The following is a 24,406-nucleotide window of genomic DNA, read 5'->3' as shown; positions in this document are numbered from 1 at the left end:
AGACAAAATAGTCTGAGAATTCTGAGCTAAGCCAACAAACACACCCCCCCCACCCCCCCCCCCCCCCCCCCCCCCCCCCCCCCCCCCCCCCCCCCCCCCCCCCCGGGGCCGCGGGGCCGCGGGCGGGCTGTCGGCTCAGGCCAGCGGGCGCGCCTCGCAGGCGGCCCGGCGCGGGGCCGGCCGCTGATCCTCGTATCCGGCGAAGGCGGCCGGCGCGGGGTCGTAGGCCAGCGCCGGATCGACGGACAGGTCCATCAGCGACGGCGGGACGACCACCTTCCGGGGGAGCAGGAAGCGCGGCTTGCGCCAGTTCGGCAAGGCCAGACGGGGCCTCCGGAGGCGAGGGCGGGGCAGCTGCTCGGCGATGTGCTCGCACACTAGGCTGGCGGCCAGGAAGCCGTCCCCGATGATCCGGACCCGCCGTCGCGCCAGCGCGAGGCCCGCGGCCGCCATCGCGAGCGCCCCGAGCGTGAGCGGCAGGCCGAATGACGACGCCGAGGCGTCCAGCGAACCGACCGAGGCGACCGGGACCGCCCGGATGGAGCCGGTGACGATCGGATCCTCCTGCGCGGCCGCCGGCTGGGCCGGCGCCGGGGCCTGCGCGACCGACTGGGCCGCCGGAGCGGAGCCGGAGGGGGGCGCCGCGCTCGCCACGGCCACGGGCGCGGCCGGCGCCGCTTCGGCGATGTAGCGGTTCACGAGCTCCGCCATGGCGTTGTCGCGCGCGCGCTGCGACGCGCCGCCCAGGATCACCGCGACGAGGCTGCGGTCGTCCCGCCTCACGGAGGCGAGCAGGTTGAACCCCGAAGCGTTGGTGAAGCCCGTCTTGATGCCGTCCATGCCCTCCAGCCGCGACATCAGGCGATTGTGGCTCAGAACCTTGGTCCCGGCGTAGTCGAAGCTGCGCGTGGCGAAATACGTGAAGAGCGACGGGAACTGCTCCCGCACCTTCTGGCCCAGGATCGAAAGGTCGCGGGCCGTCGTGATCTGGGCCTTGTTGGGCAGGCCGGAGGCGTTGACGAAGGTGGTGTTGCGCATCCCCAGCGACGCGGCCTTCTCGGTCATCTTCTGGGCGAACTCGGCTTCGGTGCCGCCGATGTTCTCCGCCACCACGACCGCGACGTCGTTGGCGGAGCGGGTGACGATCGCCTTGATGGCGTCCTCGACCGTGATGGTCTCGCCCTTCTTCACGCCGAGGCGCGACGGGGCCTGGTTCATCGCCGCCGCCGAGACCTGCAGGGGGGTGTCGAGCCGGTACTCGCCGGCCTGCAGCTTCTCGAACAGGAGATAGAGCGTCATGACCTTGGTGAGGGACGCCGGATGGCGGGGCGCGTCGGCGTCCACGGCGTGCAGGATGCGCCCGGATTGGGGGTCCACGACGATCGCCGCATAGGGAGGCTGGTACGCGGCGGCCTTGTGCAGCGCCGACTTGCCGGGGTGCATCCGGCGCTTGCCGGCTTCGGCCGGACCCGCCCCGGCGATCGCGACGACGCTCACGAGGGCTGCGACCCACAGACGCGTCACGCCCGCATTGGTCCGGGCTTTCGCCGCGAAGCACGCCATCCTGTCAGCTCCTGAACTCAAACGCTGGTCTTGCCGGTGAGGCGAGACCGACCAGAGCCCGAAACCGGTGAATCAGGCGTTAAAGACCGCGATTTTCCGACCCGACCTGAGCGATTCGTTCGGATTTTGCGCAAAAGGCCAGCCCCGGCGGCGGCCCCTTCGGGATCATCGGCAGCCCGTTCATGGCAAAAGTCATGCGCGCGTTTTCCGTGGCTCTGCATCGGGATGACGAAAAGCACGGGCGTTCGCGCGAATATTGGGCTGATCGGCCGTCGTGACGATTCGGGCTTGGAATTCGCTGGCTTGGCGGCCGATACACCGCTCACTTGTCTGTTCTTCCCGACGTAAATAGCTCACTTTCACTGCTCAGCCACGCGCGCCGTTGGAACCTATGCTTGAGCTGAGCGTTGCCGCTGACCTGCTGTCTGTCTGGCGTGACGCCCCTTGGCGCCGCCGGCCAACATCAAAAGAAGAAGCCGGAGGAACTCCATGAAGTCGAGGACAAGCGCGTCCGTCGGAGCAGGCCGCAATGGGACGAAGTCGTCGCGTGCGGCGACCGCCGCCGTCCTCTCGTCGGACGTCCAGGACGCCGCCACGCCGCTGCCCCTGGACCAGCCCTCGCAGCTGGACCTCGGCGCCTTGCTGGCCGCCTTGCAGGCCATGCGGGTCGGCGACTTCTCGGTGCGCCTGCCGGGCGACCAGACGGGCATCGCCGGCAAGATCGCCGACACGTTCAACGAGATCGTGGCCGCCAACGAGCGCATGGCCGATCAGTTGGAGCAGGTGGGCCAGACCGTTGGCCGCGACGGCAAGATCCGCACGCGCGTCAAATTCGGCATCCAGACCGGCGCCTGGGCCGACATGGAGGGCTCGGTCAACACGCTGATCGACGATCTGCTGTGGCCCACCACGGCCGTGACGCGGACCATCTCGGCGGTGGCCAAGGGCGACCTGCTCCAGCCGATGCCGCTGGATGTGGACGGCCGCCCGCTGAAGGGCGAGTTCCTGCGCTCCGCCACCATCGCCAATGCGATGATCGAGCAGCTCAGCGTGTTCACCTCCGAGGTGACGCGCGTGGCGCGCGAGGTCGGCACCGACGGCAAGCTCGGCGGCCAGGCGCAGGTGAAGGAGGTCACCGGCGTGTGGCGCGACCTCACCGAGTCGGTGAACTCGATGGCGTCGAACCTCACCGCGCAGGTGCGCAACATCGCCGAGGTGACGATCGCGGTCGCCAATGGCGACTTGTCGAAGAAGATCACCGTCGACGTGCGGGGCGAGATCCTGCAGCTGAAGGAGGCCATCAACACGATGGTGGACCAGCTGCGTTCCTTCGCGTCGGAGGTGACCCGCGTCGCCAAGGAGGTGGGAACGGAAGGAAAGCTCGGCGGCCAGGCGATCGTGCCGGGCGTCGCCGGCACCTGGAAGGATCTCACCGACTCGGTGAACGCGATGTGCGGCAACCTCACCGCGCAGGTCCGCAACATCGCGCAGGTGACGACCGCGGTGGCCCGCGGCGACCTCTCGCGCAAGATCACCGTGGATGTGAGCGGCGAAATCCTGGAGCTGAAGCAGACCATCAACACCATGGTGGACCAGCTCAACGCCTTCGCCGGCGAGGTGACGCGCGTGGCGCGCGAGGTGGGCACCGAGGGCCGCCTGGGCGGCCAGGCCCAGGTGCCCGGCGTCGCCGGCACCTGGAAGGACCTCACCGACAACGTCAACTCGATGGCGTCCAACCTCACCGCGCAGGTGCGAAACATCGCGGAGGTGTCCACCGCCATCGCCAGCGGCGACCTTTCCAAGAAGATCACCGTCAATGTCAGCGGCGAGATCCTGGAGCTGAAGGAGACCATCAACACGATGGTCGACCAGCTGAACGCCTTCGCGTCTGAGGTGACGCGCGTCGCCCGCGAGGTGGGCACCGAGGGCCGGCTCGGCGGCCAGGCCAACGTGCTCGGCGTCGCCGGCACCTGGAAGGACCTCACCGACTCGGTGAACTCCATGGCCGGAAACCTCACCGCGCAGGTGCGCAACATCGCGGAGGTGTCGACCGCCATCGCCAACGGCGACCTCTCCAAGAAGATCACCGTCGACGTGAAGGGCGAGATCCTTCAGCTGAAGGAGACCATCAACACGACCGTCGACCAGCTGAACGCCTTCGCGTCGGAGGTGACGCGCGTGGCGCGCGAGGTCGGCACGGAGGGCAAGCTCGGCGGCCAGGCGCAGCTGAAGGGCGTGGCCGGCACCTGGAAGGACCTCACCGACTCGGTGAACTCCATGGCGTCGAACCTCACCGGCCAGGTCCGCAACATCGCCGAGGTGGCGACCGCGGTGGCCCAGGGCGACCTCTCCAAGAAGATCACCGTGAACGTCAGCGGCGAGATCCTGCAGCTGAAGGAGACCATCAACACGATGGTGGACCAGCTGCGCTCCTTCGCCGGCGAGGTGACGCGCGTGGCGCGCGAGGTGGGCACCGAGGGGCGTCTCGGCGGCCAGGCCGTCGTGCCCGGGGTCGCGGGCACCTGGAAGGATCTCACCGACTCGGTGAACTCCATGGCCGGCAACCTGACCGCGCAGGTCCGCAACATCGCCGAGGTGTCGACCGCCATCGCCAATGGCGACCTCAGCCGCAAGATCACCGTGGACGTGCGCGGCGAGATCCTTCAGCTGAAGGAGACGCTGAACACGATGGTGGACCAGCTCAACCGCTTCGCCTCCGAGGTGACCCGCGTGGCCCGCGAGGTCGGCACCGAGGGCAAGCTCGGCGGCCAGGCGCAGGTGCCGGGCGTCGCCGGCACCTGGAAGGACCTGACCGAGAACGTCAACTCGATGGCGTCGAACCTGACCGGCCAGGTCCGCAACATCGCCGAGGTGACCACCGCGGTGGCGAGGGGCGACCTCAGCCGCAAGATCACCGTCGACGTGAAGGGCGAGATCCTGGAGCTGAAGAACACCATCAACACCATGGTGGACCAGCTCAACGCCTTCGCGGGCGAAGTGACCCGCGTGGCGCGCGAGGTCGGCACTGAAGGCAAGCTCGGCGGCCAGGCGCAGGTGCCCGGCGTCGCCGGCACCTGGAAGGACCTCACCGACAACGTCAACTCGATGGCCGGCAACCTGACGGCCCAGGTCCGCAACATCGCCGAGGTGGCGACCGCGATCGCCAATGGCGACCTGTCGCGCAAGATCACCGTCGACGTCCGCGGCGAGATCCTCCAGCTGAAGGAGACCATCAACACGATGGTGGACCAGCTGCGCTCCTTCGCGGGCGAGGTGACCCGCGTCGCGCGCGAGGTGGGCACCGAGGGCCGCCTCGGCGGCCAGGCCGTCGTGCCGGGCGTCGCCGGCACCTGGAAGGACCTCACCGACAACGTCAACTTGCTGGCGGCCAACCTGACCACCCAGGTCCGCAACATCGCCGAGGTGACCACCGCCGTGGCGCGCGGCGACCTCAGCCGCAAGATCACCGTGGACGTGAAGGGCGAGATCCTGGAGCTGAAGAACACCATCAACACGATGGTGGATCAGCTCAACGCCTTCGCCGGCGAGGTGACCCGCGTCGCCCGCGAGGTGGGCACCGAAGGCAAGCTCGGCGGCCAGGCGCAGGTGCCCGGCGTCGCCGGAACCTGGAAAGACCTCACCGACACGGTGAACGTCATGGCCGCCAACCTCACCGAGCAGGTGCGCGGCATCGTCAAGGTCGTGACCGCGGTGGCGGACGGCGACCTGAAGCAGAACCTCACGGTGGCGTCGAAGGGCGAGGTCGCGGCGCTCGCCGAGACCATCAACAACATGACGGACACGCTGGCGACTTTCGCCGACCAGGTGACCAGCGTGGCCCGCGAGGTGGGCGTGGAAGGCCGCCTCGGCGGCCAGGCGCACGTCCCCGGCGCGGCCGGCACCTGGAAAGACCTGACCGGCAACGTCAACCTGCTGGCCGCCAACCTCACCACGCAGGTGCGCGCCATCGCCGAGGTCGCGACGGCCGTCACCAAGGGCGACCTGACGCGGTCGATCCAGGTCGACGCCCGCGGCGAGGTGGCCGAGCTCAAGGACAACATCAACACGATGATCGGCAATCTGCGCCTCACGACGGAGCAGAACACCGAGCAGGACTGGCTCAAGACCAACCTGGCCCGCTTCACCAACATGCTGCAGGGCCAGCGCGACCTCGCCGCCGTGGGCCGCACGCTCCTGTCGGAGCTGGCCCCCCTCGTGGAGGCGCAGCACGGCGTCATATACCAGGTCGGCAACGACGAGCTGGAGCTGCTCCATGCCTATGCGGACGACGGCGTCTCCGGCCATCCGAAGCGCCTACGGCTGGGCAAGGGCCTGATCGGCCAATGCGCCCGCGACGGGCGCCGGCTGCTGATCACCGAAATGCCGGCCAATGTCGTCCCGATCTCGTCGGGCGTGTTCAAGGCCATGCCGAAGAACGCCATCGTGCTGCCGGTGCTGTTCGAGGGCCAGGTCAAGGCGGTGATCGAGCTCGCGTCGCTCAAGCACTTCACCGACCTGCAGATGTCCTTCCTGGAGCAGCTGACCACCGGCACCGGCATCGTGCTGAACAGCATCGAGGCCACCATGCAGACGGAAGGGCTGCTGAAGCAGTCCCAGCAGCTGGCGGCCGAGCTCCAGACGCAGCAGAAGGAGCTGCAGCAGACAAACGAGCAGCTCGAGCAGAAGGCCCAGCAGCTGGCCGAGCGAAACGTCGAGGTCGAGGCCAAGAACCAGGAGATCGAGCAGGCCCGCCGCGCGCTGGAGGAGAAGGCCGCCGAGCTGGCGCTCACCTCCAAGTACAAGTCCGAGTTCCTGGCCAACATGTCGCACGAGCTCAGGACGCCGCTGAACAGCATCCTGATCCTCGGCCAGCAGCTCACCGAGAACGCCGAGGGCAACCTCAGCGCCAAACAGGTGGAGTTCGCGCGCACCATCCACGGCGCGGGCACCGACCTGCTCAACCTGATCAGCGACATCCTCGACCTGTCCAAGATCGAGTCCGGAACGGTGTCGGTGGAGGCCGAGGAGATCGTCTTCGCCAACCTCCTGGACATGATGTCCCGGCCCTTCCGGCACGAGGCGGAGACCCGCAAGCTGGGCTTCGAGGTGGACGTCGCCCCCAATCTCGAGCGCAGCTTCATCACCGATTCCAAGCGCCTCCAGCAGGTGCTGAAGAACCTGCTGTCCAACGCCTTCAAGTTCACCGAGCGCGGCGGCGTCAAGCTGACGGTCAGCCCGGCCAAGACAGGTTGGAATCCGGATCACCCGATGCTGCGCAACGCGCCTTCGGTGGTGGCCTTCGAGGTCTCCGACACCGGCATCGGCATCCCGCCCGAGAAGCAGAAGATCATCTTCGAGGCGTTCCAGCAGGCCGACGCCGGCACGAGCCGCAAATATGGCGGCACCGGGCTGGGCCTCGCCATCAGCCGCGAGCTCGCCAACCTGCTCGGCGGCGAGATCCAGCTGCGCAGCACGCCGGGCGTGGGCAGCACCTTCACGCTCTATCTGCCGCTGACCTATGTGGGCGCGGCCGCCCCGACCCTGCGCCCGGCCGGAGGCGATCCCTTCGTCGGCGCGGCGTCGGGCTTCATGCGCGCGCCGGAGAAGTCCGCCGACCGGCTGGAGGACGACCGCGCCCAGGTGGGGCCGGGCGAGCTCTCCCTGCTGGTCGTGGAGGACGACCCGCATTACGCGCGGGTCATGACGGACCTGGCGCGGGACAACGGCTTCAAGGTCATCGTCGCCACCCGCGGCTCCGAGGCGCTGGCGCTGGCGCGGCAGTACCGGCCGACCGCCGTGTCGCTCGACGTCTTCCTTCCCGACATGCTGGGCTGGAACGTGCTGAGCCAGCTGAAGCAGGATCCGCTGACGCGCCACATCCCGGTGCAGATCGTCACGCTCGACGACGACAAGCAGCACGGGCTCGCCCGCGGCGCCTTCGGCTTCATGAACAAGCCGACCACGATCGAGGGGCTGGAGGCGGCGCTGACCCGCCTGAAGGGCTTCGCCGAACCGCGCCGCAAGCGGCTGCTCGTGATCGAGGACAACGCCGCCGAGCAGATCGGCCTCGCCGAATTGCTCGGCCACGACGACATCGACATCGTCACGGCCGAGACGGGCGGGCAGGCGCTGGAGATCCTGCGGCGCGAGCCGCCCGATTGCGTGGTGCTGGACCTGAAACTCCCCGACATCTCCGGCTTCGAGGTGCTGGAGAAGATCCGCGACGACGAGGCGCTGTGCGACATCCCGGTGGTGGTGTTCACCGGGCGCGAGCTGTCGCCCGAGGAGGACGCCATTCTTCACACGATGGCGCGCAGCGTCGTCGTGAAGGGCGTGGAGTCGCCCGAGCGGCTCCTCGACGAGACCGCGCTCTTCCTCCACCGGGTCGTGTACGACCTGCCGCCCGCCAAGCAGCGCATGCTGGAGCGCCTGCACAGCTCGGATGAGGACCTGGTCGGACGCACGGTCCTGCTCGTCGACGACGACGCGCGCAACATCTTCGCCCTCAGCAGCGTTCTGGAGCGCCGGGGCATGCGCGTGCTGACGGCGACGACAGGGAGCGAAGCCATCGCCGTCATCGAGCAGACGCCGGAACTCGCCATCGTGCTGATGGACATCATGATGCCCGGAATGGACGGCTACGAGACCATGCAGGTCATCCGCGCCGACCCGGCCCACCGGCGCTTGCCCATCATCGCGCTGACCGCCAAGGCCATGAAGGGCGACCGGGAGAAATGCCTCGACGCGGGAGCGTCGGACTATCTCGCCAAGCCCGTCAATACGGAGCAGCTTCTCTCTGCGCTGCGCATGTGGTTGCACCGTTGAGCAGGAAACCAGCCGTGCAGGGTTGGGGCGGCCGCGAGCCGCCTGAACCGACTTCGCCCGTTCCCCAGGCCTTCCAGCCTGATCCGCCCGGGGCGGCGTCGCCCGGCGCGGGTCCGCCGGGCGGCGCGCCCGCGCCGGCCGCCTCGCCGGACAAGGTGAACATCCTCCTGGTTGACGACCAGCCGTCCAAGATCCTCAGCCACGAGGTGATCCTGGCCGAGCTGGGCGAGAACCTGATCACGGCCACCTCGCCCCGGGAGGTGTTCGAGCACCTGCTGCGCTGCGAGGTCGCCGTGGTGCTGATGGACGTCCAGATGCCGGAGCTGGACGGCTTCGAGCTCGCGGCGATGATCCGCGAGCATCCGCGCTACGAGAAGATCGCCATCATCTTCGTGTCGGCCATCCACCTCACCGATCTCGACCGGCTGCGCGGCTACGCCGCCGGCGCGGTCGACTATGTGCCGGTCCCGGTCGTCCCCGAGGTGCTGCGCGCCAAGGTGCGGGTCTTCGTCGACCTCTACCGCAAGACCCGCCAGCTCGAGCGCATGAACGAGGAGCTGGAGCGCCGCGTGGCCGAGCGCACCGCCGAGCTCGAGGCCTCCACCCGTCGCCTGACCGAGAGCGAGCAGCGCCGCAGCCTCGCCATGGCGGCCGGCTCCATGGGTTCCTGGGACTGGAACGTCGCCACTGGCGACTACGCCTGGGACGCCGGCCAGTACCGGATCTACGGGGTCGACCCGGCCCAGTTCCGCCCCACCCGCGAGACCGTGGCGGCGCTGGTGCACCCCGACGACCGCGCGGCGGTGCGCCGGGCCACCGGCGACGCGCTGCGCAGCGGCCGGACCTCGCGGGCGGAGTTTCGCATCGTCCGCCCCGACCAGCAGGTGCGCTGGTGCATCACGAGCGGCGCGACGACCTTCGACGCCGACGGCCGCCCCGTCAGGATGAGCGGCGTCACCTATGACATCACCGAACGCAAGCTCGCCGAAGAGGCGCTCGGACGGCTGAACGAGGAGCTGGAGCGGCGCATCGAGGAGCGCACGCGGGAGCGGGAGATGGCCCTGGCGCAGCTCTTCGAGGCGCAGAAGATGGACACCATCGGCCAGCTCACCGGCGGCGTCGCGCACGACTTCAACAACCTCCTCATGGCGGTGCTGGGCAGCCTGGAGCTGCTGCGCAAGCGCGTCGTCGACGAGCGCTCCCTGCGGCTCCTGGACAACGCCAGCGAGGGCGCCAAGCGCGGCGCCGCGCTCACCAAGCGCCTGCTCGCCTTCGCCCGCCGCCAGGAGCTCAAGCCGGAGGTGGTGGACGTCGCGTCCCTGGTCTGCGGGATCGAGGATCTCCTGCGCCGCGCCCTGGGTCCCTCGGTGCGGCTGACGACCGACTTCCCCGAAAGCCTGCCGGCGATCCAGGCGGACGTGAACCAGCTGGAGCTCGCTCTGCTCAACCTCGCCGTGAACGCGCGCGACGCCATGCCCGACGGCGGGCTTCTCTCCATCGCGGCCGCGGTCGTGGACGGGGCGCAGACCGGATCCGATCGCCTCAGGCCGGGCGAATATCTGTGCATCTCCGTCACCGACACCGGCTCCGGCATGGACGCCGCGACGCTGGCCAAGGCGGCCGAGCCGTTCTTCACCACCAAGGGGCCCGGCAAGGGCACCGGCCTCGGCCTCTCGATGGTGCACGGCATGGCCGGCCAGTCGGGCGGCGCGCTTCACCTCGCCAGTCGCCCGGGGGAGGGGACCACCGTGCGCATCTACCTGCCGCTGGCCGCGCCCGAACTGGCGGCGGCCGAACCGGCCCCCGCGCCAGGGCCGTCCTTTCGGCCGGACCTGCCGCGCCTGACCATCCTGATCGTCGACGACGACGAACTCGTCCGCACCGGCGCGGTGGCGATGCTGGAGGACATGGGCCATCACGTCCTCGAGGCCGCCTCGGGCGGCCAAGCGCTCTCCGTCCTGAACGAGCCAAGCGCCGCCGTCGATCTGGTCGTGACCGATCACGCTATGCCGGAGATGACCGGCGCGGAGCTGGTGCGCATCGTCGGCGAGCGCTATCCGGGACTGCCCACGATCCTGGCCAGCGGCTACGCCGAGACGCCGGTCGGGGCCGGAGCGATCGCCGATGTGAGGCTGGCGAAACCCTTCACCCAGGACGAACTCGCCAACGCCATGGAACGCGCCATCGCGGCGGGATCGCGCCTGGTTCAGGGCTGAACGCGCCGTCGCCCGCTCGCTCATGCACGGAATGGCATAATCGGCAGGAACATATCAGTTCCTGCCGAAGCGGCTTGGCTTAGGCTGCGCAGCCTCGATCACCGGATCCCGCCATGTCGACGACGCCGCGCGCCTTCATCCTCGGACATCCGGTCGCGCAGTCGCGATCGCCCATGATCCATGGCTATTGGCTGAAGACGCTGGGCATACAGGGCGCCTACGACTTCAAGGACGTGCCGCCCGAGGGCCTCGCCGCCTTCTTCGCCGGCCTTCGGCAGGAGGGCTATGTGGGCGGCAACGTCACGGCCCCGCACAAGACGGCCGTGATCCCCTATCTGGCCCGCATCGACGAGGCCGCCTCCGCGATCGGCGCCGTCAGCGTGATCTGGACCGAGGACGGCCGCTATGTCGGCGGCAACGCCGACGCCTACGGCTTCCTGACGAATCTCGACGACGTTCACCCCGGCTGGGACAAGGGCGGTCGCGTAGCGCTCGTCCTGGGCGCCGGCGGCGCCTCACGGGCCGCCGTCTACGCGCTGCTCCAGCGCGGCTTCGAGGTCCACATCGCCAACCGGACGCTGGAGCGGGCCAAGGACCTGGCGCGCGACTTCGGCCCGCGGGCGCACGCCCACGCCTGGGACGAGGCGGGGGCGCTTCTGCCGCAGGTGGATCTCCTGGTGAACGCCACGTCGCTCGGGATGGCCGGCAAGGCCCCGCTCGACTTCGACGTCTCCGGGCTGAAACGCGACGCCATCGTGTACGACGTCATCTCCGTCCCGCTCGAGACGGACCTCGTGAAGCGCGCCCGCGAGCGCGGGCACAGGACGGCCACGGGGCTCGGCTTCCTCCTCCAGCAGGCCGGCGTCGGCTTCGCGCGCTGGTTCGGCGTGACCCCGCAGGTGACGCCCGACCTGCGCCGGCTTGTGGAAGCCGACATCATCGCCAAGACGCCGCCGCCCGGCTGACCGCCAGCGACGCCGATCGAACAAGGGCCAACAAGGCCCGGACCATCTGGGAGGACATCATGAAGCCGATCATCGCCTGGACTTTGCTGGGACTTCTGACGCCCGCCGCGGCGCTGGCGCAGTCGACCGTCGTCATCCCGGACGTCGTCGAGCTGTCGGGCCCCGGGGCCGTGTCGGGCACGAACTGGCGCGACGGCGTCGTCCTGGCGATCGACGAGATCAACGCCAAGGGCGGCATCCTGGGCCGCAAGATCGAGACCAGCCACATCGACACCCAGAGCAACCCGGGCGTGTCGCGCGCGCAGATCCAGAAGGTGCTGGACCAGCAGCCCTATGTGGTGCTCGGGCCGATCTATTCCGGGTCCGTCAAGGTCAACATGCTGCTGACGCAGGCGGCCGGCGTGCCGCAGATCGTCGGCGCCGAGGCGGCCGAGATCACCCAGATGGGCAACCACTTCGTGTTCCGGACCGCCTTCGGGCAGCAGACCAGCATCCCCAAGCTCGCCAACTACATCCGCGACGTTCTCAAGGCCAAGCAGGTCGCGGTAATCTGGGTGAACAACGACTTCGGCAAGGGCGGCCGCGACGCCTTCCTGCGCGAGATGGGGTCGCGCGACATCAAGGTGGTGGCCGACATCTCGACCGAGCAGGGCCAGGTGGACTTCGCCGCGGACGTCGCCAAGCTCAAGCAGGCGACCGTCGACGCCGTGTTCGTCTACACCAACGAGGAGGAGAGCGCCCGCTTCCTGCTCGAGGCGCGCCGCCAGAACGTCAAGGCGCCGCTGATCGGCGAGACGACGCTGCTCAGCCAGAAGGTGATCGAGCTCGGCGGCGCCGCCGCCAACGGCGTGCGCGGCCATGTGGGCCTGTCGACGGACGCTCCGGTGCCGGCCGTCCGCGAGTTCTCAGAGAAATTCAAGAAGCGCTTCAACTACATCGCCGATCACAACGGCATCAAGGGCTACACGGCCGTCTACGCCATCAAGCACGTCACCGAGAAGATCGGGAAATTCGACAGCGCGCTCTTCGCCAAGACCCTGCACGGCCTGACGATCACGCCCGAGCAGGAGCCGGGCATCCTGATGGAGACGACCTGGGACGGCGCCGGCGACATCGACCGGATCAGCTTCCTGGCGGAAGTGGAGGGCGGCAAGCAGAAGATCGTCGAGATCCTGCCCAAGCTCGGCAAATAGGCGCGGCGGACCGGGACCGGGCCGACCATGTCGATATTCGACGAGCCGAAGATCGACTGCCATGTCCACGTGCTGGACCCGGCCCGGTTCCCCTATCGTTCCGACACCGCCTATCGCCCGTCCGGGCAGGAGATCGCCCCCCTGGAGCAGCTCCTGCCCGTGATGGACGCTTATGGCGTCGCCCACGCCCTGCTGGTCGGGCCGAACTCCGGCTATGGCGAGGACAATTCCTGCATGCTCGACGCCCTGCGGCGAGGGCGGGGACGCTTCAAAGGCGTCGCGGTCGTCCCCAACGACGCGTCGACGGGCGAACTCCTGCGCCTGAAGGAGGCCGGCGTCGTCGGGGTGGCCTGGAACGCCACCGTGAACGGCGTCGACGGCTATCGCAGCGCGGACGCGCTCGTGCGGCGGCTGAACGAGCTCGACCTCTTCCTTCAGCTGCAGGTCGAGGGCGACCAGCTCGACGCCTTCATGCCCCTCATCGACAGCGCGCGACCGCGGCTGCTGGTCGACCACTGCGGCCGGCCGCTGCAGGCGACGGGACTGGGCCAGTCCGGCTTCCAGACCCTCCTGCGGCTCGGCCGGGAGGGCAGGGCGGCGGTCAAGCTTTCCGGCTACGCCAAGCTCTCCGACGAGCCCTGGCCCCACCGCGACGCCTGGCCCTTCGCCGAGGCGCTGATCGAGGCCTTCACCCTCGACGCCTGCCTGTGGGCGTCCGACTGGCCCTTTCTGAAAGCGCCGTCCCGGGTCGACTACGGCCCGCTCCTCGTGCTAGCCGAACGCCTCGTGCCGGACGCAGCGCTTCGCCGCCGATGGCTGGTCGACACCCCGCGGCGCTTGTTCGGGTTCGAGGATCTCACCGGCTGAGGTCGACCGACGGGGCCCGGAACGGGCGCCGCCCGGACAGGATTCATGGATCAGCCCCTGGACGCCCGCGCGCGTCGCGCCGCCCCCGCCGGCCCCGAGCAGGCGTCCACGCGCCTCGTCTTCTTCGTGGCGGGATTCGCCACGGCCGCCTGGGCGCCCCTGGCGCCCTTCGCCAAGATGCGCGCCGGCGTCGACGACGGCGTGCTCGGCCTGCTGCTCCTGTGCCTCGGCCTCGGCTCGATCGTCGCCATGCCGCTGGCCGGCGCCATGTGCCAGCGCTGGGGGTGCCGGGCGGTGATCGCCGGCGCCGCGACGCTGGGCTGCCTCGCGCTGCCGTTTCTCGCCTATGCGTCGAACCTGGCCGCGCTCGCCGGCCTGCTCTTCGCGTTCGGGGCCGGCGTGGGATCCATGGACGTCTCCATGAACATCCAGGCCATCATGGTGGAGCGGGCCAGCCGCAGGGCGATGATGTCCGGCTTCCATGGCCTCTTCAGCCTGGGCGGCATCGTCGGCGCAGGCGGGGTCACGGCGCTGCTGGGCGGCGGAGCCGGCCCGCTGGCCGCTGCGACGGCCATCTCGGCCTGCAGCCTCGCGATCGTCGCGGTCGCGTTCCGCCATCTGCTGCCCTATGGCGGCGAAGGCGGCGGGCCGGCCTTCGCATGGCCGCGCGGCTTCGTGCTGGCGCTGGGCGGCCTGTGCTTCATGATCTTCCTCACCGAGGGCGCGATGCTGGACTGGAGCGCGATCGCGCTCAGCGCCGTCCACGGCGTCGAACCGGCGCTCGCCGGGCTCGGCTATGTGGCCTTCGCGATCGCCATGACGCTGGGCCGGCTCACCGGCGACAGGATCGTGCAGGCCTTCGGCGGCCCGACAGTGATCGCCGTCGGAGGCGTGTGCGCCGCCATGGGCCTCGCGCTGGGCGCGCTCGCGCCCACATGGGGCGGCGCGCTGCTCGGCTATGCGCTGGTGGGGGCGGGCTGCTCCAACATCGTCCCGGTGCTGTTCACGAGCGCGGGCCGCCAGACGGCCATGCCGGAGAGCGTCGCCGTGCCGGCGATCACCACGCTGGGCTATGCGGGCATCCTCGCCGGGCCGGCGGCGATCGGCCTCGTCGCCCATTGGGCGTCCCTGCAGGCCTCGTTCCTGATCCTGGCCGCCCTGCTGCTCGGCGTCGCCGCCAGCGCGCAGGCGCTGCGCGTCGGCGCGTCGCCTCCCTAGGCCGAGGCCGCCGCTCTCGTCCGCCGGGCGAGCTCGCCGAAATGGCCGCGCGCCTGCAGCAGCGCCAGCAGCGCTAGCCCCGGCAGCCCCGCCGCCACCGTGATCAGGAAGAAGACCGGCCAGCCCGTCCGCGCCGCCAGGAAGCCGCCGCCCGACGCCAGGAAGGTCCGGCCTACGGCGGTGAGCGCGGTCAGGAGCGCGTATTGGGTGGCGGTGTGGGCGCGCGCGCCGCACAGGGCCGACAGATAGGCGACGAAGACCACCGTGCCGATCGCGCCGGTGAAGTTCTCCACCACGATGGTCCCGGTGAGGAAGGGCACGTTGACGCCGATCACCGCCTGCGCGGTGAAGGCCAGGTTGGAGGCCATCTGCAGGACGCCGCCGATCCACAGGCAGGTGACGAGCGGCAGCGCCCGCGCCAGCATGCCCCCGGCGAACCCCCCGGCGAGGGCCGCCGCGAGGCCCACGCCCTTGACGATGCCCGCATAGGTCAGCTTGTCGAAGCCGATGTCGATGATGAAGGGCGCCGTCAGCACGCCCGCGAAGGCGTCGCAGAACTTGTAGAGCAGCACGAAGAGCAGCACGGTCCAGGCCTGCGGCCGCGACAGGAATTCCGTGAAGGCGCCCACCGCCGTCGAGACCACCCGGCCGAGCGGATCCTTGCCGCCGCGGGCGACCTCGCCTTCAGGCTCCCGCGCCATCAGGGTCGCCAGGACGCCGACCCCCATGCAGGCCGCGCCGAAGACATAGCCCAAGGTCCAGACGCTCTCCCGGGGGACGCGCAGCGCCTCCATCCAGGACACGAAGGCGATGACGCCCGCGCCGGACGCCAGCATGCCTATGCGGTAGGCGGCGACGTAGCCGGCCATGCCGGCCGCCTGTTCGGAGGGGTCGAGGCGCTCGACCCTGAAGGCGTCGACCACGATGTCCTGCGTCGCCGACAGGAAGGCGACCAGCAGCGCGCCGGCGGCGACCAGCCACGGCGCGCCGGCCGGGTTCTGGACGCCCAGGAACAGGATCGCGGCGACGAGCGCCAGCTGCGTGGCCATCAGCCAGCCGCGGCGGCGGCCGAGCAGCCGCGACAGGAGCGGCGCGTCCAGCGCGTCCACCACCGGGGCCCACAGGAATTTCAGCGTGTAGGGGAGCCCGACCAGGGAGAACAGGCCGATGGTCGATAGATTGACGCCGGCCTCCGTCATCCAGACCGACAGCGTGGTCCCGGTGAGCGCCAGCGGCAGCCCGGAGGAGAAGCCCAGCAGCACCACGACCAGCACGCGCGGCCGCAGATAGACCTTCAGCGCGTCCGCGAAGGAGAGCCGGGCCGGGGAGGGGGATCGCAGGGTGTCGTCGCTCATGTCGATTCGCTCGGCCGTCCCATCACGCGTGATACACGCAAGGAGCGCAGAACTGCAAAGGGCCGCGGCGACGGACAACCCCGCCATGCCGTGAGCGGGCTTGGCGCCGGGCGCGTTTATGCGTCTCCTGCGGCGGGGAGCCCGCCGGGCTCTCCGGACCATGCAGCGAGGACCGCGCGGATGACGCACCACCACCTCAAGGCGAGCGCCGAGACCTGCCATTGGGGCTTCTTCGACGCCCGGTTCAGGCCGTCGCTGACCATTCGCAGCGGCGACGAGGTCACCATCGATTCGCTGAGCGGCTCGCCTGACGTGCTGCCCCTCGGACAGGGCTTCCACATTCCTCCGGAGATCGCGGAGGTGCATGAGCGCAGCGAGAGGACGCTGCCCGGCCACATCCTGACCGGCCCGATCGCGATCGAGGGCGCGGAGCCCGGCGACGTGCTGGAGGTCAGGATCCTCGACATCCGCCTGCGGCAGGACTGGGGCTTCAACTTCATCCGGCCGCTCGCCGGCACGCTCCCCGACGACTTTCCCAACCCCAGGCTCATGCATATCCCGCTCGACGCGGAGCGCATGGTGGGCCGCATGCCCTGGGGCCTGGAGCTGCCGCTGTCGCCCTTCTTCGGCGTGATGGGCGTGGCGCCTCCGCCGAACTGGGGACGAATCACGTCGCTCATCCCCCGCGCGATGGGCGGCAACCTCGACAACAAGGAGCTCACGCCCGGCTCGACGCTGTACCTGCCCGTGTTCGTGCCCGGCGCGATGTTCTCCTGCGGCGACGGCCATGGCGCGCAGGGCGACGGGGAGGTTTGCGTCACGGCCATCGAGACGGCCCTGCAGGGGCGCTTCTCCTTTCACCTGCGCAAGGACCTGCGCTTCGCCTACCCGCGCGCCGAGACGCCGACGCACTACATCACGATGGGCATGGACCCCGACCTCGACCAGTGCGTCGTCCGTGCGCTTCGGGACATGATCGTGCTGCTGGGCGAGAAGGGCGGCCTCGCCCGCGAGGACGCCTACTCGCTATGCAGCCTGGCCGCGGATCTGAGGATCACGCAGACCGTCAACGGGTCCAAGGGCGTCCACTGCATGATCGCCAAGGCGCTGGTGGACAGGCCGAACGGCTAGCCATCGCAGGCGCTTGAGGAACCTGGGCTTGCCGACCGTGTTGGTCTGCGGGAGGTCCAGACCATGTCCAAGAACCCGTGCAGTGCGCGTCTTCTCTCTGGTGCGGCCGGAGGCTTGGCGCTCGGGCTCCTGGCCGGCCACGCCGCCCTGGCGCAGGTTCCAGCCTCCACCAACGCCTCGTTCGAGGCCTCGCTGAAGCAGTTCTGCCCCGCCAAGAACCTGGAGTTCCTCAAGCCGGACGTCCTGGCGAAGACGACGGACGCCTTCGTCCGCGCCTTGCCGCCGGACCAGCGCAAGCGCGTCAGCGACCTGGCCCGGCCCGGCGCCGCCGCCTGCGCCGGCTCGGCCGACGAATCCTGCCGCACGGCGGCGCTGCTGGGCAGCATCCGCTACATGGACCTGAGCGCGCCTCTGGCGCAGAAGTTCTGCGAGCTCTCGATCAGCTGCAAGGATTGGTTCGACTGCGGCGACGACCGCGCCCCCGCGGCCCAGCAGGAGGCGAGCGTCGCCCCGCCGCCGCCGCAGCCTGCGCCCCAAGAGCCGGCCCGGCCGCAGCAGCAGGCCGCCGCTCAGCCGCCCGCGCCGCCACAGCCTCAGCCTGAGGCGCCCGCCGCGACCGTTCCGCCTCCGCCCCCCTATTACCCGCCTCCGGTCGCGCGCGCCGAACCGCCGGCCGAAGCGGCGCCCGCGCCGCCCGCGCCTGCGCCCGGACGCTCCGCCGAGGTCGAGGCCCCCGCGCCGGTCCCGCTCCCGCCGCCGCGCGCGAGACCCGAACCGCCCAGGCCCGATCCGAGCGTGGCCGACCTGGAGACCGCGGCGCGCCAGCCTCCCGCCCGCATGGAGGACGAAGCCGCCGATCGCGCCCCCGGCGCCCGCGGCGCCGTCGCAGGCTTCTACCGCGCGCTCGGCCATGGCGACGGCATCGCGGCCGCCCGCTATCTCATTCCCGAGAAGCGCGGCCGCGGCCCCTTCTCGGCCGCCGCCATGAGCCGCTTCTATGGCGGGCTGCGCAGTCCGCTGAGGCTGGAGGGCGTCCGCGAGATCGGGCCCAGCACGCTGCGGGCGCGCTACACCTTCGCGGCGCGCGACGGCTCCGTCTGCCACGGGGACGCCGTCATCTCGGTGCGCCAGGGTTCGTCCGGCCCCCTGATCGAGAGCATCCGGGCCCTGTCCGGGTGCTGAGGCCTGAGACGCTGGACAGGCGCTGAAAATGCTCTAGGCCCAGTCGCTGGCGCGCATTCCGGCGCGCGAGGCGACCGGACCAGCATGCTCCAGTTCCTGGCGACCAGCACGCCCTTCTTCGCCGTCATCGGGCTCGGCGCGCTGGCCGCCCATCGCGGCCTGTTCGGCCCGGACGCCGTCAAGGTCCTGAACGCCTTCGCGTTCCTGATCGCGACGCCGGCCCTCGTGTTCCGCGTGATGGCGCGCCAACCCATCGCCCAGCTCTGGAGCCCGGTCTATTTCGGAGCGCTGGCCGTCGTCGCGGTGGCGCTCCTGACCCTCGGCATCGTGGCGGCGCGGCGCTTCGCGGGCCTGCCGTTCCCGGCGGCCGTGTCGCGTGGGCAGACCATGGTGGCCGGGAACTTCGCCTTCCTGGGCATTCCGCTGACGTTGGCCTTCCTGGGCGAGCGCGCGGCCGCCCCGATCGCCATGGGCCTGATCTGCGACACGGCCCTCGTCATCCCCCTCTCGATCGGCATGATCGAGGCCGGCCGCGGCGTGGGGTCGCCACTCGCTATCGCGGGCCGCCTTCTCCGCGGCGCGCTCCTCAATCCCTTCATGCTGTCGATCCTGGCCGGTGCGGCGCTGTCGCTCAGCGGGATCGCCCTGCCGGAACCCGTGGACCGCTTCCTCGTCTTCCTCGGGTCCGCCGCCGCGCCGGCCGGCGTGTTCGCGCTCGGGCTGGCCCTGCGCCAATGGATGAGCCGCGACGTCTGGCGCGTCTGGCCGCTCGTCGCCGCCAAGCTCGTGCTGCATCCCCTCGCGGTGTGGTGCGTGATGGCGCCGCTGCTGCGCCTCGACCCGTTCTGGGTCCAGGCCGGCGTGCTCTATGCGGCGCTGCCGATCGCCGCCAACGCCTTCGTGATTTCCGAGCGTTACGAGACGGGCGCCGCCGCCGTCGCGGGCTCCATCCTGCTCTCCACGGTGCTGGCCACGCTGACCTATCCTATCACCCTTTGGCTTATCGCCGGATAAGGCGCGGGGCAGGATGGGGCGCGAAACCGCTTGATCGCACGCCAATTATATTACTTATTTGGCGCGCGCCGGAGATGCGCGAGCCGTCAATGATTGCTCATTGGGAGAAGACGTATGAAGGGCTTTGGATCAGTTTTGGCCGTTTTGGCCGTAGGGGCTGTCGCGTTCGCGACCGGAGCCCAGGCGCAGAGCAAGGGCACCGTGGGCGTATCCATGCCGACGAAGTCGTCCGCCCGCTGGATCGCGGACGGCGACAACATGGTCAAGGTGCTCAAGGAGAAGGGCTACGACGTCGACCTGCAATATGCGGACAACGACATCCCGAACCAGCTCGCCCAGATCGAAAACATGATCACCAAGAAGGAAAAGGTCCTGGTGATCGCGGCCATCGACGGCACCACGTTGTCCGGCGCCCTCCAGAAGGCGGCCGACTCCGGCATCAAGGTCATCTCCTATGATCGCCTGATCCGCGGCTCGGCCAATGTCGACTACTACGCCACCTTCGACAATTTCCAGGTCGGCGTCCTTCAGGCGCAGAGCATCGAGACGGCGCTCGGCCTCAAGGAGGGCAAGGGCCCGTTCAACATCGAGCTCTTCGGCGGCTCGGCGGACGACAACAACGCCTTCTTCTTCTACAACGGCGCCATGTCGGTGCTGCAGCCCTACATCGACAGCGGCAAGCTCGTCGTGCAGAGCAAGCAGGTCGGGATGGACAAGGTTTCGACGCTGCGCTGGGAGGCCTCCGTCGCCCAGGCCCGCATGGACAACCTGCTGAGCGCCTTCTACACGCAGAAGAAGGTCAACGCGATCCTGTCGCCCTATGACGGCCTCAGCATCGGCATCATCGCCTCGCTCAAGGGTGTGGGCTACGGCTCGAAGGACCTGCCGATGCCGGTCATCTCCGGCCAGGACGCCGAGGTCCCCTCGGTGAAGTCCATCATCGCCGGCGAGCAGACCTCGACGATCTTCAAAGACACGCGCGACCTCGCCAAGGTCGCTGCCGGCATGGTCGACGCGGTGCTGACCGGCGGCAAGCCCGAGATCAACGACACCAAGACCTACAACAACGGCGTCAAGGTCGTCCCGTCCTACCTCCTGAAGCCCCTTCTGGTCGACAAGTCCAACTGGAAGCAGGCGCTGATCGACACCGGCTACTACAAGGCCGATCAGTTCAAGTAAGATCGTCGAGCATGGCCCTGCGCCCGCAAGGCGCGGGGCCATCGCGTCGCGAGCGGCGGCGTCCCGGGACGCCTCCGGGGTTCAGGCGTGCAGGTCGGGTCGGGACGATGAACGCAATCCTCGAGATGCGCGGGATCACTAAAAGCTTTCCCGGCGTGAAGGCGCTCCGGGACGTCAACCTCGTGGTCAAGTCCGGCGAGATCCACGCGATCTGCGGAGAAAACGGGGCCGGCAAGTCGACGCTCATGAAGGTGCTGAGCGGCGTCTATCCCTATGGGGACTACGAGGGCCAGATCGTCTACCAGGGCGAGGAACGACGGTTCGCCTCGATCTCCGACAGCGAACATCTGGGGATCATCATCATTCACCAGGAGCTGGCGCTGGTGCCGCTCCTGTCGATCGCGGAGAACATCTTCCTCGGCAACGAGCCCTCGACTTTCGGCGTGATCGACTGGTCGATCGCCCATGACCGCACGCGCGAACTGCTGAGAACCGTGGGTCTGAAGGAATCGCCCAACGCCCTGATCACCAATATCGGGGTGGGAAAGCAGCAGCTGGTCGAGATCGCCAAGGCCCTGGCCAAGAAGGTGCGCCTCCTCATCCTCGACGAGCCCACCGCCAGCCTGAACGAGACCGACAGCGCCGCGCTTCTCGAGCTCCTGATGGAGTTCCGCAAGCAGGGCATCACGTCGATCATGATCTCGCACAAGCTCAACGAGATCGCCAAGATCGCCGACAGCATCACCATCCTGCGGGACGGGACCACGGTCGAGACGATCGACTGCCATGTCGAGCCGATCAGCGAGGCGCGCATCATCAAGAGCATGGTCGGCCGCGAGATGTCCGACCGTTATCCGCCGCGCGAGCCCCGGATCGGCGAAACGCTGTTCGAGGTGAAGGACTGGCGGGTCGAGCACCCGCAGCACGCCGGCCGCATGGTGATCAAGGGCGTCGACCTCGCCGTGAAGGCGGGCGAGGTGGTGGGGATCGCGGGCCTCATGGGGTCGGGCCGCACCGAGCTGGCCATGAGCATCTTCGGCGGCGCCTATGGCCGCAACATCGCCGGCAAGGCCTTTATGAGGGGCCGGGAGATCGACGTGAGCTCGATCCAGAAGGCCGTCGGCTCCGGGCTCGCCTATGTGACGGAGGATCGCAAGGGGCTCGGCCTGATCCTCAGCGACGACATCAAGCACAACATCTCGCTCGTCAACCTGAAGGGCGTCGCCCGGAACGGCGTCATCGACGACGGCGAGGAGACCCAGGTCGCGCTGCGTTACCGCAAGCAGCTCAACATCCGCTCCTCCGGCATCCTGCAGAAGACGCTGAACCTCTCGGGCGGCAACCAGCAGAAGGTCGTGCTGAGCAAATGGCTCTTCGCCGACCCGCAGGTGCTGATCCTCGACGAGCCGACGCGCGGCATCGACGTCGGGGCGAAATACGAGATCTACACGATCATCAACGAGCTGGCGGCCAGCGGGCGAGGGGTGATCGTGATCTCGTCGGAGATGCCCGAGCTGCTCGGGATCTGCGATCGGATCTATGTGATGAACGAAGGCCGTTTCGTCGACGAGATGCCGGCCAGCGAAGCCAGCCAGGAAAAGATCATGGCCGCGATCATGCGCCAATACAGGGTGACGGCATGACGGAAGCAACGGGCTCCAAGAGCGTCATCGCGCCGAGCGGCGCGGGGACCGGGACCATGTGGAAGAGCCATGTGCGGGAATACGGCCTGCTCGGCTCGCTGCTGGTCATCATGATCTTCTTCCAGGTGGTGACCGGCGGGGTGCTGCTGCAACCCGTCAACATCACCAACCTGATCCAGCAGAACAGCTACATCGTCATCATGGCGCTGGGCATGCTGTTCGTGATCGTCGGCGGCAACATCGACCTGTCGGTCGGCTCCATCGTGGGCTTCGTGGGCGCCGTCGCTGCGATGCTGATGGTGGGCTTCACGGTCCCGGGCACCGAGTACTTCCTGAAGATCCACTGGTTCCCGGTGATCCTGCTGTCGTTGGCCCTGGGCGGCGCGATCGGGGCGGCGCAGGGATGGTTCGTCGCTTACGCGACGATCCCGGCCTTCATCGTGACGCTCGGCGGCATGCTGATCTTCCGCGGGCTCACCGGCAACATGCTGGCCGGCCAGTTCGTCGGCCCCTTCGCCAATGATTTCCAGAACATCAGCAAGGGCTTCATCCCCGAATTCTTCGACGTCGCGGGGTTCCGCTGGACCTCGATGCTGCTGGGCACGGCGGTCGCGGTCGCGCTGTTCCTGTTCGACTTCCGCAAATGGTCGCGGGCCAGGTCGCGCGACATCGAGACGGAGCCGGCGGCGCTCTTCATCGGCAAGAACGTCGTCTTCGCCGGCCTGATCGTCGGCGTCACCTATCTGCTGTCGTCCTACAAGGGCCTGCCCGTCGTGCTCGTCATCATGGGCGCGCTGATCCTGTTCTATAATTTCGTCACCGCCCGCACGGTGATCGGCCGCCGGATCTACGCGCTCGGCGGCAACGCCCTGGCGGCGCGGCTGTCGGGAATCCGGACCCAGCGGCTCGCCTTCCTGACCTTCGTCAACATGGGCGTGCTGGCTGGCCTCGCCGGCCTCATCGTGGCGGCGCGGCTGAATTCGGCCACGCCCAGCGCCGGCAACTCCTTCGAGCTCGACGTCATCGCCGCCTGCTTCATCGGCGGCGTCTCGGCGTCAGGAGGCGCGGGCCGCGTGATGGGCGTGGTGATCGGCGCGTTCTTCATGGGCATCATGAACAACGGCATGTCGATCATGGGCATCGGCATCTTCTGGCAGCAGGTGGTCAAGGGGCTCGTGCTGCTCGCCGCCGTCTATCTGGACGTCTACAACAAGGCGAAGTGAGGCGTGGTTCGGGGACCGGACATCGCGCCGTCCGGAGCGGAGAGGCCGCGGGCGGCGCAGCGCGGCGCCGCGTCCTCCCGCCAGGAGCGCGGCCGCTCGAGGTCCGCGCACGACATGGTGGCCCATGGGATCGGCCGCGACATCGTCGCCGGCCGGCTCGCGGTGGGCGCCACGCTGCCCTGCGACGCCGACCTGATGGAGCGCTTCAAGGTGTCGCGCACGGTGCTGCGGGAGGCCATGAAGACCCTCGCCGCCAAGGGCATGCTGGAGCCCAAGACCCGCGTCGGGACGCGGGTGCTCGGCGAGAAGTGCTGGAACATGTTCGACGCCGACGTCCTGGCCTGGAGGATGGCGAGCGGCGTCGACCGCGCCTTCCTGGCCCACCTGTTCGAGATCCGCCAGGCGCTGGAGCCTCTGGCGGCCGCCTCCGCCGCCATGCACCGCAGCGACCACGACATCGCCCGCATGAGGGAGGCGCTCGGCGCCATGCGCCGTCCCGGACACTCGCGCGACAGCTTCGCGCTGGCCGATCTCGCCTTCCACCAGACCGTGCTGGACGCCTCCGCCAATCCCTTCCTGCAGGCGATGGGGTCCGTGATCCAGGCCGCCCTGACGCTGTCCTTCACCATCAGCTCGCCCGTGGACGAGCCCGAGCGCTTCGTGGAGTCCGGCGCGCAGCATGGGGAGGTGCTCGACGCCATCGTCCGGCGCCGCGCCCAGGAGGCGGCCCGCGCCATGACGGCGGTCATCGTGCAGGGCGCGGTGAGCGCCGACATCCGCGACCCGAAGCCGCCCTCCATCACGGTGGGCATCGAGTTTCACGGCGCCTGAC

15 protein-coding genes are annotated in these 24,406 nt (G+C 69.3%); 13 read left to right on the top strand and 2 right to left on the bottom strand.

From position 1 onward, the window contains the following. Positions 1 to 135 precede the first annotated feature (135 nt). The gene (locus tag ACYVO7_RS19285; protein WP_460451432.1) at positions 136 to 1,563 is read right to left on the bottom strand and encodes a D-alanyl-D-alanine carboxypeptidase family protein; all 1,428 of its coding nucleotides are present in this window, start codon (positions 1,561 to 1,563) and stop codon (positions 136 to 138) included. Positions 1,564 to 2,163: 600 nt separating this feature from the next. Here ACYVO7_RS19285 and ACYVO7_RS19280 point away from each other — a divergent pair. From ACYVO7_RS19280 to ACYVO7_RS19255, 6 genes are all read left to right on the top strand, one after another. Continuing rightward, positions 2,164 to 8,388 carry a HAMP domain-containing protein gene (locus ACYVO7_RS19280; RefSeq protein WP_460451448.1) on the top strand — a complete coding sequence of 2,075 codons (6,225 nt, stop codon included), beginning with the start codon at positions 2,164 to 2,166 and terminating at the stop codon, positions 8,386 to 8,388. A gap of 14 nt (positions 8,389 to 8,402) precedes the next feature. Further along, positions 8,403 to 10,604, top strand: a complete 2,202-nt coding sequence (locus tag ACYVO7_RS19275) for a response regulator (RefSeq protein ID WP_460451431.1) — start codon at positions 8,403 to 8,405, stop codon at positions 10,602 to 10,604. A 113-nt stretch (positions 10,605 to 10,717) separates the two neighbouring features. Next, on the top strand, positions 10,718 to 11,569 hold the full coding sequence (locus tag ACYVO7_RS19270) for a shikimate dehydrogenase (RefSeq protein WP_460451430.1): 852 nt from the start codon (positions 10,718 to 10,720) through the stop codon (positions 11,567 to 11,569). 56 nt (positions 11,570 to 11,625) lie between these two features. Further along, positions 11,626 to 12,762 (top strand): ABC transporter substrate-binding protein, encoded by a 1,137-nt coding sequence (locus ACYVO7_RS19265; RefSeq protein ID WP_460451447.1) that lies wholly within the window; start codon positions 11,626 to 11,628, stop codon positions 12,760 to 12,762. A 27-nt stretch (positions 12,763 to 12,789) separates the two neighbouring features. Continuing rightward, positions 12,790 to 13,629, top strand: a complete 840-nt coding sequence (locus ACYVO7_RS19260; RefSeq protein ID WP_460451429.1) for an amidohydrolase family protein — start codon at positions 12,790 to 12,792, stop codon at positions 13,627 to 13,629. Between the two features lie 45 nt (positions 13,630 to 13,674). Continuing rightward, on the top strand, positions 13,675 to 14,847 hold the full coding sequence (locus tag ACYVO7_RS19255; protein ID WP_460451428.1) for an MFS transporter: 1,173 nt from the start codon (positions 13,675 to 13,677) through the stop codon (positions 14,845 to 14,847). On the opposite strand, the gene ACYVO7_RS19250 is transcribed toward ACYVO7_RS19255, so the two are convergent. Next, entirely contained in the window at positions 14,844 to 16,202 is a 1,359-nt protein-coding gene (locus ACYVO7_RS19250; RefSeq protein WP_460451427.1) for an AmpG family muropeptide MFS transporter, read from the bottom strand. The genes ACYVO7_RS19255 and ACYVO7_RS19250 overlap by 4 nt on opposite strands. A gap of 180 nt (positions 16,203 to 16,382) precedes the next feature. Here ACYVO7_RS19250 and ACYVO7_RS19245 point away from each other — a divergent pair, with 180 nt between their 5' ends. The 7 genes from ACYVO7_RS19245 to ACYVO7_RS19215 all read left to right on the top strand — a co-directional run bounded on the left by ACYVO7_RS19245 (position 16,383) and on the right by ACYVO7_RS19215 (position 24,405). Then, positions 16,383 to 17,333 (top strand): acetamidase/formamidase family protein, encoded by a 951-nt coding sequence (locus tag ACYVO7_RS19245; RefSeq protein ID WP_460451426.1) that lies wholly within the window; start codon positions 16,383 to 16,385, stop codon positions 17,331 to 17,333. Positions 17,334 to 17,447: 114 nt separating this feature from the next. Next, complete coding sequence (locus tag ACYVO7_RS19240; RefSeq protein WP_460451425.1) at positions 17,448 to 18,515, top strand: hypothetical protein; 1,068 nt, start codon at positions 17,448 to 17,450, stop codon at positions 18,513 to 18,515. A gap of 84 nt (positions 18,516 to 18,599) precedes the next feature. Then, positions 18,600 to 19,529: an AEC family transporter gene (locus tag ACYVO7_RS19235; RefSeq protein ID WP_460451424.1), complete on the top strand. Its 930-nt coding sequence runs from the start codon at positions 18,600 to 18,602 to the stop codon at positions 19,527 to 19,529. Positions 19,530 to 19,643: 114 nt separating this feature from the next. Beyond that, positions 19,644 to 20,708 (top strand): multiple monosaccharide ABC transporter substrate-binding protein, encoded by a 1,065-nt coding sequence (gene chvE, locus ACYVO7_RS19230; protein ID WP_460451423.1) that lies wholly within the window; start codon positions 19,644 to 19,646, stop codon positions 20,706 to 20,708. Positions 20,709 to 20,815: 107 nt separating this feature from the next. Next, a complete protein-coding gene (gene mmsA / locus ACYVO7_RS19225) occupies positions 20,816 to 22,351 on the top strand; it encodes a multiple monosaccharide ABC transporter ATP-binding protein (protein WP_460451422.1) in 1,536 nt (511 codons plus the stop codon). Then, a complete protein-coding gene (mmsB, locus tag ACYVO7_RS19220; protein WP_460451421.1) occupies positions 22,348 to 23,574 on the top strand; it encodes a multiple monosaccharide ABC transporter permease in 1,227 nt (408 codons plus the stop codon). Before mmsA ends, mmsB begins: the two co-directional genes overlap by 4 nt. Before the next feature lie 3 nt (positions 23,575 to 23,577). Beyond that, positions 23,578 to 24,405, top strand: coding sequence for a FadR/GntR family transcriptional regulator (locus ACYVO7_RS19215; RefSeq protein WP_460451420.1), 828 nt, complete (start codon positions 23,578 to 23,580; stop codon positions 24,403 to 24,405). Position 24,406: the final 1 nt, after the last annotated feature.

This window comes from Alsobacter sp. SYSU BS001988 (assembly GCF_054796215.1).
The sequence above is the reverse complement of the archived record's forward strand: the minus strand, read 5'-3'. Positions and strand labels throughout refer to the sequence as shown.

Coding starts and splice junctions, on each gene's coding strand:
- ACYVO7_RS19285 (WP_460451432.1), bottom strand. CDS start 1,563: ATGGCGTGCTTCGCGGCGAAAGCCCGGACCAATGCGGGCGTGACGCGT.
- ACYVO7_RS19270 (WP_460451430.1), top strand. CDS start 10,718: ATGTCGACGACGCCGCGCGCCTTCATCCTCGGACATCCGGTCGCGCAG.
- ACYVO7_RS19260 (WP_460451429.1), top strand. CDS start 12,790: ATGTCGATATTCGACGAGCCGAAGATCGACTGCCATGTCCACGTGCTG.
- ACYVO7_RS19255 (WP_460451428.1), top strand. CDS start 13,675: ATGGATCAGCCCCTGGACGCCCGCGCGCGTCGCGCCGCCCCCGCCGGC.
- ACYVO7_RS19250 (WP_460451427.1), bottom strand. CDS start 16,202: ATGAGCGACGACACCCTGCGATCCCCCTCCCCGGCCCGGCTCTCCTTC.
- ACYVO7_RS19245 (WP_460451426.1), top strand. CDS start 16,383: ATGACGCACCACCACCTCAAGGCGAGCGCCGAGACCTGCCATTGGGGC.
- ACYVO7_RS19235 (WP_460451424.1), top strand. CDS start 18,600: ATGCTCCAGTTCCTGGCGACCAGCACGCCCTTCTTCGCCGTCATCGGG.
- chvE (WP_460451423.1), top strand. CDS start 19,644: ATGAAGGGCTTTGGATCAGTTTTGGCCGTTTTGGCCGTAGGGGCTGTC.
- mmsA (WP_460451422.1), top strand. CDS start 20,816: ATGAACGCAATCCTCGAGATGCGCGGGATCACTAAAAGCTTTCCCGGC.
- mmsB (WP_460451421.1), top strand. CDS start 22,348: ATGACGGAAGCAACGGGCTCCAAGAGCGTCATCGCGCCGAGCGGCGCG.